The following is a 14,162-nucleotide window of genomic DNA, read 5'->3' on the forward strand; positions in this document are numbered from 1 at the left end:
AATCAATTTTTAAAAACATAGGAAACAATATTGGCACCCATTTTTAATGCCCTTTGCCGAATTTCCTCCGGATCGTTATGAACTGTAGGGTCTTCCCAGCCATCGCCTAGATCACTTTCCAAAGTAAGTAAAAGAACCAATCTGTTTTCATGGAACAAGCCCATGGCCTGTGGTCTTTTACCATCATGTTCATGTATTTTAGGGAGTCCTTCTGGAAAATCATAGACCGTTGAAAAAATAGGATGGTCAATAGCTAGTTCCTTCAAATTTTTATTAGGAAATAGTTTGGTTATTTCTCTAATGATATAGGGCTTCATCCCATAATTATCATCAATATGTAAGAATCCGCCAGACCGTAAATAAGTTTTTAGATTTTTTAATTCATCTGGTGAGAAAACTACGTTTCCATGGCCGGTCATGTACAGGAATGGATATTGGAACAATAGAGAGCTACCTGCTTCCACTGTTTTTGGCTTAACCTTCAAATTAGTGTTGACATTGGTATTGCAAAACCGGATCAAATTTGGTACCGCGGTAGGATTGGAATACCAATCACCACCTCCTTGATATTTTAAAATAGCGATTTCTTGCCCATTACCCATGGTAATCATAAAAAAAACACAAAGTGGGAATAGTACTGTAAGTTGTTTCATGCAACTGCGAATAATTCAATATCAAATGTACATAATATCAAGATGAAAGAAATGACAATAAATTTTTATATGGCGCAATGCCGATGTGCTTTCTTGATCTATTTGCTTTTGTTCAATTAAAAATAAACCTATGAAAAAAATTATAATCCCGGCCTTGCTCGGCCTTGTACTTTGCCTTATGGCATTTAAGGAGTTTCAAAATGGCAAGGAGACAGTACCTGCTGTGGACGTACTGGGTGAAACCAAAAACGGAACCATTGTCTTAGAGCTCTTTACTTCCCAGGGATGTTCCAGTTGCCCTCCGGCCGATGTGCTATTGGAGGAGTTAAAGAAGAAAAATCCCGAAAACGTTTTGGCGTTGTCCTACCATGTAGATTATTGGAACTATATTGGGTGGAAAGACCCATTTAGCAATCCGGCATATACCGTTAAACAAAGGAACTACAACCTAAAATTTAGAAACAGGAGCAACTATACGCCGCAACTGGTAATTAATGGAAAAGAGCATTTGGTCGGATCACACAGAGCTAAAGTTTTAAGTAAGTTAAAACAATACAATCTTCTGGATAACAAAAATAGGATAACGTTAACAGGTGATAAGATTAGGGGAAAAGTAAATTTTAATTATGAAATAAGTGGCGATATCGCGGATAAGGAATTAAGGGCGGTACTTGTCTTAAATGAGAGAACAACATCTGTTAAGCGTGGTGAGAACAGGAATAGAATATTAAGGAATTCGAATATCGTAGTTGCGGAGAAGTATTTGAAGACTGTTACCAACAATGGAAGAGGTTCTATAGAAATTCCACCTATTGTCTCTGATAATGAAAAGATTTCTTTAATGCTAATTTCCCAAAGCACTGATTTGGAAGTTACGGGAGCCGCAAAAGTAGATTTGTAGCATTAGATGGTATTGATCAAAGCTACGGTATGGCAGGCTACTATAGCCGCAGTTTCAGTCCGGAGTCTATTGTCCCCCATAGATACCGGTATATAACCGGTCTGATGGCCTGCCTTTATTTCCTTTTCGGAAAAATCGCCCTCCGGTCCAATTAAAATGGTGATGGGTTTATTGGGCAATATGCTTTTCTTTAATTCAAATCGTTGGGAAGAATCGCAATGGGCCATAAAAAAGAGTCCCTGATCTTGGTTTTGAAGAAAATCTTTTAAGGTTATCGCTTTATTTACCTTGGGGAGAAAGGTCTGAAAAGATTGTTTCATAGCGGACTGTACTATTCTTTCCATACGCTCTAATTTTATCGTTTTCCGTTCAGACCTTTCGCATATAATGGGCGTTATTTCATGAATGCCTATTTCCGTTGCTTTTTCCAAAAACCATTCAAAGCGATCATTGCTCTTGGTGGGGGCCACGGCCATGTGTAAATGATGGTTGTCCGGATGCTTTTTGGTAACGGAAACAATTTGGACCGAACAACTTTTTGGGCTTTCATCCGTAATCTTGCCTTGCACCAATATCCCTTTTCCGTTGGTGACCCATAAATCGTCCCCGGAACGTTTTCGCAATACTTTTATAATATGTTTGCTCTCGTCACGATCAAATGTAAAAGTAGTATCCGTGTCCTTGATTTGTGGGCTGTAAAAAAGTTGCATAGAAAAAGTTTAAAAACTAAGGAATGACATACCTGGCCTTGGCTGTAATATCCTGCCCGGTGAAATCTTCTTTTTTGAATTTTAAGTAGCCCACGATACCTATCATGCCGGCATTGTCCGTACAGTATTCAAACTTAGGTATATATACGTTCCAACCTAATGTTTTACTGGCTTCCTGCATGGCATTTCTAATGCCCGAGTTGGCCGAAACGCCTCCTCCTATAGCCACTTCTTTTATACCGGTAATCTTGACCGCTTTTTTGATCTTATCCATCAAAATATTTACAATGGTATATTGGATAGAAGCACAAATATCCTCTAGGTTTTCTTCAATAAAATCGGGGTTCTCTTTTGTCTGCTTCTGTATAAAATAGAGGATACTCGTTTTTAAGCCGCTAAAACTAAAATCCAGTTCTTTCATTTTAGGCTTGGGGAACTCAAAACGTAAGGGATCGCCTATTTTGGCATATTTATCTATTAAGGGTCCTCCGGGATAGGGCAGCCCCAATATTTTTGCACTTTTGTCAAATGCCTCTCCCACGGCATCATCCAGGGTTTGCCCTAAGATTTCCATTTCAAAATAATCCGTCACTTTCACGATTTGGGTATGCCCACCACTAATGGTCAATGCCAAAAACGGAAAGCCGGGCCTGGTCATGGTTTCATCGGTTATAAAATGTGCCAAAATATGGGCTTGCATGTGGTTTACCTCGATCAGGGGAATATCCAGACCCAACGCTAAGGATTTTGCAAATGAAGTACCCACCAAAAGCGAACCCATTAAACCTGGACCACGTGTAAATGCTATGGCGGATAACTGTTTTTTATCGATATTTGCCTTAGCCAAAGCCTGATTTACCACGGGAACAATATTTTGCTGATGTGCACGGGATGCCAATTCCGGTACAACACCTCCATATTCCTCGTGAATTTTTTGACTGGCCACCACATTGCTCAGCACGATATCGTTTTTGAGCACAGCGGCAGAAGTGTCGTCACAGGACGATTCAATAGCTAAGATGTAAATAGTTTCTTTTTCCAAGGTGTTTGGAATAAAAATTGAAATACAAAGGTAAAACATAAAGCCCTATCAGAAAATTAAGGAAAATACTGCTCAGGATCGTTCTGGTCATTTTACTGATATGTGTTTTAGGGACCCTTGTTTTATCGCTTCCCTATGTACAGACACAACTGGCCCGGTATGCGACCAATACCATCAATAAGGAATTTGGCACCAATATCAACATTAACAAATTAAGGGTCTCCCTAATTTCATGGGATACCGCATTAAAAGGTATATACGTAGAAGATTATAAAAAGGATACGCTTTTTTATATAGACGAACTTAAAACTTCTATTCTAAGTGCGGGAAACTTGGCCCAAGGCCGGTTGGAATTTGGGGATATTGGCGTTAATAAATTAAATTTTAAGCTCAGAAATTATCAAGGTGTAAGGGATACCAATTTGGACGTTTTTATAGACAAGTTGGACGATGGCAAACCCAGGGCACCAGGTACCCCACCGTTTTTCCTATCCTCATCCTCTGTAGAAATTAAAGAAAGTACGTTTCAGTATATAGATGATAATTTGGAAACCCCTGAAATACTCCATTTTAATAATTTGAATATTGAAGCAGCGGATTTTCAAATTTTGGGCCCGGATGTTTCAACGGGTATTGAAGGAATGTCCTTTATGAGCAGAAGGGGGATCAAGGTGGAAAACTTGAATACGGATTTCAAGTACACCAAACAACAGATGCGTTTTGATTCCCTGAACCTTAAGACCCCCATGTCCAATTTAGAGGGGAATCTATTGTTCAATTATGACCGAGCGGACTTTGCGGACTTTTTGAACAAAGTGAAGGTCGTGGCCAATTTTACGGAATCTACCGTTGCCTTGGATGAAATCAATTTGGTGTACGATGAATTTGGAACGGGCAAGATCGCCACTTTTTCGACCCATATCAACGGTGTTCTCAATGATTTGAGTACCGAAGATCTTTTTCTGCTTTCGGACAATACCGGCATCAGGGGGGATTTTAATTTTAAGAACCTTTTCAATACGCAAAAACCCTTTATTCTGGATGCCAGAATGAAAAATGTGACCAGTAGTTACTATCAATTGAATGCATTATTGCCCAATCTAATTGGAAAATCCTTGCCCTCAATATTTAGTAAGTTAGGCCAGTTCACCATAAGGGGAAATACATTGATAACGGATTCGTCCATAGATGCCAAGGTAAATATTAATACGGCTATTGGAAGTAGTTATACAGATATTGTCCTGACCGATTTTAACGATATAGACGAAGCTTCTTACAAAGGGTTCATATCCCTTATAGATTTTGACCTGGGAGATTTTGTGGAACGGAAAAGCCTAGGGAAAACTACCCTTGATTTTAATGTGGAAGGCCAGGGCTTTGTTAAGGACAAATTAAATACCGAAGTTATTGGTCAGATCTATACGATTGAATTCAATGGTTACAGCTATAAGGACCTAAAGGTGTCCGGTATCTTAAAAGAACAATTGTTCGATGGTTCATTGATCAGCAACGATGAAAATATACAGTTTAACTTTAAAGGGCTGGCAGACTTTGCGGAAGAGCGGAACAATTTCAATTTTGTGGCCTCGGTGGCCTATGCTGATTTTAAGGAATTGAATTTTATAAATGACAGTATTTCCATTTTCAAGGGAAACGTAAGTATGGATATCAATGGAACCACATTGGATAATATTGTCGGGGACATCAGTTTTACAAAGACCAATTATCAAAACATTAACGACACCTATTATTTTGATGATTTTACGGTTTCCTCCAATTTTGAAAATAATTCCGTAAGAACCATAAACATTAATTCCCCGGACATCATTACAGGGTTTATGAAAGGGAATTTCAAGGTAAGGGAACTGGGAAAATTGCTGCAAAATTCGTTGGGCAGCATTTACACCAACTACCGCCCTTTTGAGATTTCCAAAGGACAGGACCTATCCTTTAATTTTAAGATCTATAACAAAATAGTGGATGTCTTTTTCCACGAAATCAAATTTGATCCGAATACCTTTATTAAAGGTAAGATCGTTGCGGATAAAGGCGATTTTAAACTAAATTTTGAATCGCCCAGTATCGTTGCCTATGGCAATGAGGCGGATAATATCGAAGTGAAGATCGACAATAAGAATCCGTTGTTCAACACCTTTGTTTCGGTCGGGGACCTCAATACGCCCTACTATAACCTGAAAGATTTTAGTTTGATCAATACCACGCTTAAGGATACATTGTTTTTTAGATCGGAATTTAAGGGCGGGAGTGAACTGAACGATAGTTACAACCTTAATTTTTATCATACGTTCAACAAGGAGAACAAGTCCGTTATCGGTCTTAAAACTTCGGATATCAATTTTAAGGGCAATAAATGGATCTTGAACAAAGATGGGGATACCAAGAACAAGGTGATTTTGAACCGCTCTTTGGATAGTATTACCATTCAGGAAATTGTAATGAACAATGAGGAACGAGAACAAATTCGTTTAAAGGGCCAATTGGCGGACTCTACCTATAAAGACCTGCAATTACAGTTTAAGATCGTCTCTTTGAATAAAATAACACCGGTAATAGATAGTCTTAAACTACAAGGCGAGGTGAACGGGACATTGAATATTCTTCAAAAAGATGGGATTTATTTACCGTCCTCCAATTTAAATATCGGCGGTTTTGGAGTAAATGATGTAGGATTGGGCGATTTGGCCATTAGTATAGTAGGAAATAGGGATTTAACGGAATTTCAGGTAAACTCCCAACTCACGGATAACGGTTTGGAAAGATTTGGGGTAGTGGGTAAAGTCGAGAACAAGGGTGATATACCCGTAGCCAATCTGATCGCTAATTTCAATAATTTTAAGTTGGCGCCTTTTAGTCCGTTGGGAGAGGGGACAATAGACAGGATTCGAGGAGAAATGGACGGTCGGGTATTGATTACCGGAAGGGTTGACAATCCTAATTTTGATGGTCTGGTCACTTTGGACAATGCCGGGATAGCCATTCCCTATCTAAACGTGGACTATAGTTTTGCACCGCGATCCCGGGTCCTGCTCTCTAAACAAAAGTTCGATTTTCAGAATATCGCTTTAACCGATGTGGACAAAAATACGCATGCAACACTGGATGGTACCATTACGCATAGCTATTTTGATAATTGGGTCTTGAACTTGGATGTGGATACCAATAACGACCGTTTTTTAATACTGAACACTGAATTTAAGGAAGGTGACCTGTACTACGGTACGGGTTACCTGAACGGTACCGGACGTATTTATGGACCTACGACGGCACTGAATATAGATGTGGACGGGGAAACGGCCAAAGGCACATCATTAAAAATTCCATTGAGCGATGTAGCGAGTATTGGGGATTATTCCTTTATTAATTTTGTGGAAAAGAACGATTTAAGGACCATAGAGGAACAAAGGCAATTACAGGACTATCAGGGATTGGAATTGGAATTTAACCTGGACGTTACACCAGATGCCGAAGTCGAGATCGTTACGGATACCAGAACGGGAAGTTCCCTTAAGGGTACGGGAGAAGGTATTTTATTGATTCAGATCAATACCAATGGCAAGTTTGAGATGTACGGGGATTTTGTTGTGGTCACCGGGGAGTTCAATTATAAGTTCGGAGGGATAATAGATAGAAAGTTTACTGTAAAATCAGGAGGTACCATTAATTGGGATCAAAAACCCCTGGAAGCCGATTTGAACATGGAAGCCGTTTATTCTTTGAACGCAAATCCTGCGCCACTTTTGGATAACCAGGCATTTACCCGAAGAATACCTACAGACGTTATTATTAAGCTTACGGGCGAGCTTCAAAGTCCGGATATTGAATTCGGGATAGATTTTCCCAGGACCAATTCCATTGTACAATCGGAACTGGAATATCGGCTTCAAGATCCTACGGTAGAGGAGAAAAATGCTATTTTCCTGTTGGCCCAAGGTACTTTTGTAAACGATCAAAGCGGTATAAACCAACAGGCGATAACGGGTAATTTGGTACAGAGCGCCTCGGGTATTTTAAATTCCATTTTGGGTGGGGGCAATGATAAGTTCAATTTTGGATTATCCTATGAACAGGGAACCCTAGATCGTAATGCGGATATTGAGACGGATGACCGTATCGGGGTTACGGTGTCTACCCAGATAAGTGACCGTGTGCTTCTAAATGGAAAGGTAGGGGTTCCGGTAGGGGCGTCCAGTGAAACATTGGTGGCGGGAGACTTTGAAATTCAGGTATTGCTGAACGAAGAGGGTACGCTCAGTGCCAAGTTTTTTAGTCGCCAAAGTGAGATTCAGGCCTTTCTTCCCGATCAACAGGGATCCACACAAGGAGCGGGCCTTTCGTACGAGGTGGATTTTAATAGTTTTAAAGAGCTTTTCAGAAAAATTTTGGGTAAGAAAAAAGAAACCCGAAAAAATGTACGGCCAGAGGATGCTACTGTTCCGGAATCCGTTATGGGCAAGGACAGTTTACTTCGTTTTTATTCCAAGCCAAAGTCGATTAAATAGTTTTGGATTCGGTACTTTATGTTATTAAACCATAGGTTTTGGTTAAATTTTGAATAAAATGTAACAACACGGGCTTTTTCTTGGTTTTTCATGGAATTGCAAGCACAGTTGGTTTCTTTATTGCCATAAGTTTTAGTAATTTCGTTGGCTTAAATTTTTTCATGTCTTCAGAAATTAAGAAAATAGCAGTGCTCACTTCCGGGGGCGATTCTCCTGGAATGAATGCCGCCATACGTTCCGTAGTTAGGACCTGTGCTTTTATGGATATAGATTGTGTAGCGGTCTATAGGGGATATCAGGGAATGATCGAAGGTGATTTTAAGCCGATGGACGCGCGTAGCGTAAATAATATTATCAATAAAGGAGGTACCATTTTAAAATCCGCACGCTGTGAGGACTTTAAGACTCCCGAGGGAAGAAAACGTGCCCACGAACAATTGCTCGCCCAGGGAATAGAGGCTTTTGTAGTAATTGGAGGTGACGGTAGTTTTACCGGGGCAATGATTTTTAATCAGGAATATGACTTTCCCGTAATCGGAATACCGGGCACCATAGATAATGATATCTTCGGCACTACCTTTACCCTTGGTTTTGACACTGCCCTGAATACAGTGGTAGAGGCCATAGATAAAATAAGGGATACCGCCAGTTCACATAACCGATTGTTCTTTGTAGAAGTAATGGGTAGGGATGTTGGGCATATTGCCTTGAATGCAGGTGTTGGAGCTGGAGCGGAGGAGATATTGATTCCAGAGGAAAATCTTGGTCTGGACAGATTGCTGGAATCTTTGAAACGAAGCAAGGAATCGGGAAAATCCTCAAGTATCGTTATCGTGGCCGAGGGGGATAAGTCGGGTAAAAATGTTTTTGAGCTAAAGGAATACGTAGAGGAACATTTGCCTATTTATGATGTTCGTGTATCTGTTTTGGGACATATGCAGAGAGGAGGCGCCCCATCTTGTTACGATCGTGTTTTGGCCAGTAGAATGGGAGTCAGGGCCGTGGAAGCTTTATGCGAAGGCAAAACCAATCTTATGGTAGGTGTCCTGGACAACAAACTTATCTTAACACCTATAGATAAGGCCATAAAAGGCCACACAAAAATAGACAAGGAACTCATTCGGGTTTCTGAAATAATGACAACATAATTTTAATCGATAAAAACAAGTAAAAATGTCAAACTTAAAAATAGGGATTAACGGATTTGGTAGAATCGGAAGACTGGTTTTCAGAACTACGGTTAAACGAGGAGATGTGGATGTAGTGGCCATCAACGATTTATTGGATGTTGAACACTTGGCCTATCTGTTAAAATATGATTCCGTACATGGTACATTTGATGGTACCGTTGAGGTAAAGGACGGAAATTTGGAAGTGAACGGTAAAACCGTTCGGATCACTGCGGAAAGAGATCCTAAAAATATAAACTGGGATGCCGTTGGTGCAACCACTGTTGCGGAATGTACCGGTATTTTCACAACTTTGGAAACCGCACAATACCATATTGACGGAGGGGCCAAAAAAGTAGTTATTTCCGCTCCTTCCAAAGATGCTCCTATGTTTGTTATGGGTGTAAACCATAAGGAGGTAAAAGCATCGGATACCATAGTTTCCAATGCCTCCTGTACCACCAATTGTTTGGCTCCCATGGCAAAGGTCCTTAACGATGCCTTTGGAATAGAAGAAGCATTGATGACCACGGTGCACGCAACCACAGCGACACAGATGACGGTTGACGGCCCTTCAAGAAAAGATTGGAGAGGTGGTAGAAGTGCCATGATGAATATTATACCTGCGGCTACAGGTGCGGCCAAAGCTGTAACAAAAGTAATTCCTGCTTTGGAAGGAAAATTAACAGGGATGGCCTTTCGTGTTCCTACCGCTGATGTATCCGTAGTGGATTTAACGGTTCGTTTGGAAAAAGAAACTTCTTACGAAGAAATCAAAAAAGCATTTAAGATAGCCAGTGAAGGGGAACTTAAGGGTGTTTTGGGATATACGGAAGAAGCAGTTGTTTCCCAGGATTTTGTTGGCGAGTCCAGAACAAGTGTATTTGATGCGGGAGCGGGAATCGAACTCAACCCCAAGTTCTTTAAATTGGTTAACTGGTATGATAATGAAGCAGGTTTTTCCAATAAAATGGTCGATTTGATCAAACATGTAAATAGTCTTTAGAAAGACGTTTGGAATTAATATGAATTTTCCTGAAAATGAGGCTTTTTCCTTATTTTCAGGATTGTTTTTTAAAGTAATTAGGTCAATATGGTTTTAATAGTAGATAGTGGTGCGACAAAATCGGATTGGATCGCATTGGATAGCGAGGGAGAACAACTTTTTCTGACACGGACATTGGGGCTCAGTCCGGAAGTGTTGACCCGAGAAGTAATCGAAGATCGATTGGCCAATAATTTTGAACTTTCCAAGAGTAGGGAAAAAGTTACCAACTTGTATTTTTATGGTGCAGGTTGTGGAACGGATCGTATGAAGAAGTTTTTAAAGGATATTTTTAACGATTTCTTTCCCAATGCCAAAACAGTGGTAAAGGAAGATACCTATGCCGCTATTTTTTCTACCACTAAGATCGGACATCAGGGAATCGTCTGTATTCTTGGTACCGGATCCAATTGCAGTTACTATGATGGGCATCAACTCTTTCAAAAAGTTACGTCTTTAGGTTATATCCCTATGGATGACGGAAGTGGAAATTTCTTTGGGCGTAAGCTGATAAGGGATTACTATTTCCATAAAATGCCCCAAGACCTTGGAATCAAATTTTCCAAACAATATGATCTTGAGGCGGATGTTATTAAGGAGAATTTGTACAAACAACCGAACCCCAATACCTATTTGGCTACATTTGCCCGGTTTTTAATAGAAAATAAAGAGCATCCGTATTCCAAGGGAGTTATAGATAAAGGTTTCCAACAATTCATTAATAACTATGTAATGCAATTTGAACTGGCGACCAAAGTTCCGGTAAACTTTGTGGGAAGTATAGCCCATTATCTTAAAGATGAACTTATTACGGTTTTAGAACGGAACGATTTGATCGTAGGGGTAATACGGCAACGACCCATAGAAGGACTTGTTGAATTCCACAGGGAAAATATGTAGTAGTATTATTTGACCGCTATCATAGAGATTTCAACATTCACGAATTTAGGCAGATTAGCCACTTCCACCGTTTCTCTGGCCGGAGCGGTTTCTGTATTAAAATAAAGGGCATATACCTGGTTTACCTGTGAAAACTGGTTCATATCGCTAAGAAAAATAGAGGATTTGACCACATTCTCAAAGGTCATACCTGCCTCCTCAAGGATAGCTTTAAGGTTTTCCATAGATTGTGCCGTTTCTCTTTCTATATTCCCAACGACCAATTCGCCCGTTTCGGGATTCACAGGTATTTGGCCGGAGATGTATAGTGTATTTCCAGTAAGAACTGCCTGATTATATGGTCCGATAGGGGCCGGGGCCTTCGTCGTATTGATTATTTTTTTCATAGTCAATTTTTTTGAACTTAATATGCTGCCTGTTTATGGACAGGTGATAATTTTAATTTCTTATGGGTTGACTTCTGTTCTCCCATTTCAGGTCACTAAGAATAGAGGCATCTATACCGATAAAGAAATACCATCTTTTGAATTGTCCAAAAGGGGTCCAATTGAACCGCATACTAAAACTCTTTAAATCGCGCTGAAATCTAAGTTGAGTAAGTGTAAATCCCTTATTTTTAAAATCATAACCCGATGAGCCCCCTACTTTCCACCGGGGAGAAAGTTCTATATCCCCGGAAAACATTAAGGAATGACTGCTGAATTCATTTTGTCTGGCCGAATTGTTATAAGTGGCGGAATAGGCCAGTCTAAAACTCCAGGGAATTTTGGTCCCATAAATCGGATTTTCTATGTCTTTATCCTTTTTTTTGTCCTGATCTATAGGATTGTCCGAAAAACTATCCGCTCGCCCAAATAAATCGTCCGTTCTACCTCCACTTTGAGCTACATAATCAAAAGGGTCTTCTTCCTCCTCATTTTCTTTTTCCTCTTTCTTTCCAAACATATCACTGCTTATAGAATAAGAAATATTGGCATTGGCACGTGTTAACCTAAAAAGGCTCCCTCCGTTATTTATGTTGAATGTGTTGATCCGTCTGCCATTATTATCAATGGCATAAGGGTCCAATCCCCCTGAAAAGTTGATGGACATTTTGTTGTTGAGGATACTTGTTCCCCCATTTATATTTAACGGGCTCAGCCGCAAAGAGTCGGCCTCGAGGTTATAGGCCGTGGAAATATTTAAATTGCTTAATATGGGAATCTTTTTGGGTTCGAGTTTGGTGGAATCCTTATCCCTTACCTTGGCTTCCAGGGTATTGGCCAATGAAAAACTTATGCTGTTGGACTTGCCCAATCTTGGCGCTCCGTTCAATGTTCCCTGAAACCGGCTAAATTGTACTACCTCACCGTTACCGTTAATATATTCATCGTAGAACTGTTCAAAAGAAGGAGCATAACCGTAGCTGATCTGTGGGCGCATTACATGCCGTATGGCCTGTATTTTTTTATCCTCTCCAAAATTGAAGGTTCCGTATAAGGTAGTTCCCAAACTGGCACTAAAACTATATTGATTGTAACGGTCAAAACCGCTAATGGTATCCCTGACTACCGTATTCGTTTCTGAATCGAATCGTTGGTCGAAAGTTTCCAGGGTCCAGACATCTTCATAACTTCCTCCTACACTCATGCTGAAGTATTTGGCCACTTTAAAGTTGGTGCTGATCGGAATTCTGTGTCTGGCACCAACACGGGCGTTATCGAACATTCGTCCCGTAAGGAAATCGTCATCATTGGTGGTCAACCTATTTTGGGCATTTACATCATACTGAAAATTAATGTTCTGTATGAGGCCCTTTTTAATACCGTCCCGTTTGGCAAACGGAAAAATACGTTCCATACTGGCCTGGAACGTGGGTAAGGTCATGTTTATGTTATCCGGATTGGAGGTGGTGGCCGTTGGCGAGGTCAATTGTGAATGCGTTGCCGTTACGCTCATGTTCACCGAAGGATAGGCCGGAAACGTTTTTGAATAGGAAATGGAGGAGGATAACGTATTATTTTGTGTATTGGGCAGGTTGCGCTGTTGCAGCGAATTTCTGAAATACTCGCTACTCCCAAGGTTCACCGATGCCGAAAAACGAGAATTGGGACTGGCTTTGGTATCTTGGGAATGGGACATCTGAATATTGTAATTTCGGGTCAGGCTAAAGTCGCTAAAGCCCCTTTGGCTCCTTATCTGGTTTTCATATCTGAAATTGAAATTACCCCTGTATTTATAGCGTTTGGTGTAGACGGAAGTAGCTCTGAACCCCCAACTGCCGTTGGTGTAGAAATCTCCCGTAAACGTAACGTCCGCATAATCCCCCAAAGGAACGTAATATCCCATATCCTGTAGAAAGTATCCCGTATTGGGGTCGTTTCCAAAAGAGGGCATCAATACACCGGCCGCCCTGCCGACCGAAAGGGGAAAATAGGCAAAGGGTAAGGCAATAGGTGTGGGTACATCGGCAATATATAAATTGCTGAAACCTGCGATCACTTTCTTTTTGGGAACAAATTTGGCCTTGCGTACCCTAATGTAATAATCAGGATTAACGGTATCTTGCGCAGTCGTCAATTTAGCTTCACTGAGGTAATAGACAGAATCGTTTTCCTTTTTTGTGAGTTCTGCATATACTTTCATGGCATCACTGCCCAATGTGCCTACATTTGCACTTTGCTCCGTACGTGAGTTCCAGATCAGGGCCTTTTGTGTATCAAAATTAAAACGAATGGAATCCGGAATGACGACATTGGCACCTTGTTTAAAATAGGGCTGTTGTGAATAATTACCCAATGAGTCCTTTAAACGTCCGGCATATACCTCATTTTTCACATAATCCATAATGATGATACCGGCTTTGAGCTCCGTATCCTGATAATAGATTTCCGCTTCGTCATATAGGTAGATCTTGTGCTCTTTTTTGCTCAATTTCACATACTCCTTGGCCTTGTAGGTAATCTTGTCCAAGAGTAAGGGGGGCTTTTGATTTATGGAGTCCCGGGCCAAAGAATCGGCAACAATACTGTCCCTTTGCACGGGTACGGGCATAAGTGGAGCTATTATGGAATCCCTTTCCGCCTTTATGGATAAGGGTACAACTTTATCTTCTTGTGCATGTACCAAAAACGCGCCAACAAAAAGAATCAATAGGAAAAGTACGTAATGTTTATTTGATTGCAAGGCTATATATCCTATTTTTGTAAAGGTTGGCGATTCAAAGAGCCATTGGTTTCAGTT

General features: G+C 40.5%; 10 protein-coding genes. 5 read left to right on the plus strand and 5 right to left on the minus strand.

What is annotated here, in order from left to right:
- Nucleotides 1-2 precede the first annotated feature (2 nt).
- Entirely contained in the window at nt 3-653 is a 651-nt protein-coding gene (locus ACKWB9_RS13750; protein WP_414003599.1) for a DUF4159 domain-containing protein, read from the minus strand.
- A gap of 130 nt (nt 654-783) precedes the next feature.
- Between ACKWB9_RS13750 and ACKWB9_RS13755 the strand changes: the two genes are divergently transcribed.
- Entirely contained in the window at nt 784-1,554 is a 771-nt protein-coding gene (locus tag ACKWB9_RS13755) for a DUF1223 domain-containing protein (protein ID WP_414003600.1), read from the plus strand.
- Nucleotides 1,555-1,556: 2 nt separating this feature from the next.
- On the opposite strand, the gene ACKWB9_RS13760 is transcribed toward ACKWB9_RS13755, so the two are convergent.
- Entirely contained in the window at nt 1,557-2,264 is a 708-nt protein-coding gene (locus ACKWB9_RS13760) for a 16S rRNA (uracil(1498)-N(3))-methyltransferase (RefSeq protein WP_414003601.1), read from the minus strand.
- A gap of 16 nt (nt 2,265-2,280) precedes the next feature.
- A complete protein-coding gene (gene tsaD, locus ACKWB9_RS13765) occupies nt 2,281-3,345 on the minus strand; it encodes a tRNA (adenosine(37)-N6)-threonylcarbamoyltransferase complex transferase subunit TsaD (protein WP_414003602.1) in 1,065 nt (354 codons plus the stop codon).
- Nucleotides 3,346-3,395: 50 nt separating this feature from the next.
- Between tsaD and ACKWB9_RS13770 the strand changes: the two genes are divergently transcribed.
- From ACKWB9_RS13770 to ACKWB9_RS13785, 4 genes are all read left to right on the plus strand, one after another.
- The gene (locus ACKWB9_RS13770) at nt 3,396-7,826 is read left to right on the plus strand and encodes a translocation/assembly module TamB domain-containing protein (protein ID WP_414003633.1); all 4,431 of its coding nucleotides are present in this window, start codon (nt 3,396-3,398) and stop codon (nt 7,824-7,826) included.
- Nucleotides 7,827-7,987: 161 nt separating this feature from the next.
- Nucleotides 7,988-8,974, plus strand: a complete 987-nt coding sequence (gene pfkA / locus ACKWB9_RS13775) for a 6-phosphofructokinase (protein WP_414003603.1) — start codon at nt 7,988-7,990, stop codon at nt 8,972-8,974.
- Nucleotides 8,975-8,999: 25 nt separating this feature from the next.
- Nucleotides 9,000-10,001 carry a type I glyceraldehyde-3-phosphate dehydrogenase gene (gene gap / locus ACKWB9_RS13780; protein WP_414003604.1) on the plus strand — a complete coding sequence of 334 codons (1,002 nt, stop codon included), beginning with the start codon at nt 9,000-9,002 and terminating at the stop codon, nt 9,999-10,001.
- An 87-nt stretch (nt 10,002-10,088) separates the two neighbouring features.
- On the plus strand, nt 10,089-10,940 hold the full coding sequence (locus ACKWB9_RS13785) for an N-acetylglucosamine kinase (RefSeq protein ID WP_414003605.1): 852 nt from the start codon (nt 10,089-10,091) through the stop codon (nt 10,938-10,940).
- Between the two features lie 5 nt (nt 10,941-10,945).
- On the opposite strand, the gene ACKWB9_RS13790 is transcribed toward ACKWB9_RS13785, so the two are convergent.
- Nucleotides 10,946-11,326 (minus strand): RidA family protein, encoded by a 381-nt coding sequence (locus ACKWB9_RS13790; protein ID WP_414003606.1) that lies wholly within the window; start codon nt 11,324-11,326, stop codon nt 10,946-10,948.
- Between the two features lie 52 nt (nt 11,327-11,378).
- Entirely contained in the window at nt 11,379-14,105 is a 2,727-nt protein-coding gene (locus tag ACKWB9_RS13795) for a putative LPS assembly protein LptD (protein WP_414003607.1), read from the minus strand.
- Nucleotides 14,106-14,162: the final 57 nt, after the last annotated feature.

Origin of the sequence: Maribacter spongiae, from assembly GCF_047345125.1 — a bacterium.
GTDB lineage: Bacteria > Bacteroidota > Bacteroidia > Flavobacteriales > Flavobacteriaceae > Maribacter.

Excerpts from the sequence above, each read along its gene's own strand:
- tsaD (WP_414003602.1), bottom strand. The coding sequence starts at position 3,345 with ATGTTTTACCTTTGTATTTCAATTTTTATTCCAAACACCTTGGAAAAA.
- pfkA (WP_414003603.1), top strand. The coding sequence starts at position 7,988 with ATGTCTTCAGAAATTAAGAAAATAGCAGTGCTCACTTCCGGGGGCGAT.
- gap (WP_414003604.1), top strand. The coding sequence starts at position 9,000 with ATGTCAAACTTAAAAATAGGGATTAACGGATTTGGTAGAATCGGAAGA.
- ACKWB9_RS13760 (WP_414003601.1), bottom strand. The coding sequence starts at position 2,264 with ATGCAACTTTTTTACAGCCCACAAATCAAGGACACGGATACTACTTTT.
- ACKWB9_RS13755 (WP_414003600.1), top strand. The coding sequence starts at position 784 with ATGAAAAAAATTATAATCCCGGCCTTGCTCGGCCTTGTACTTTGCCTT.
- ACKWB9_RS13750 (WP_414003599.1), bottom strand. The coding sequence starts at position 653 with ATGAAACAACTTACAGTACTATTCCCACTTTGTGTTTTTTTTATGATT.
- ACKWB9_RS13785 (WP_414003605.1), top strand. The coding sequence starts at position 10,089 with ATGGTTTTAATAGTAGATAGTGGTGCGACAAAATCGGATTGGATCGCA.
- ACKWB9_RS13790 (WP_414003606.1), bottom strand. The coding sequence starts at position 11,326 with ATGAAAAAAATAATCAATACGACGAAGGCCCCGGCCCCTATCGGACCA.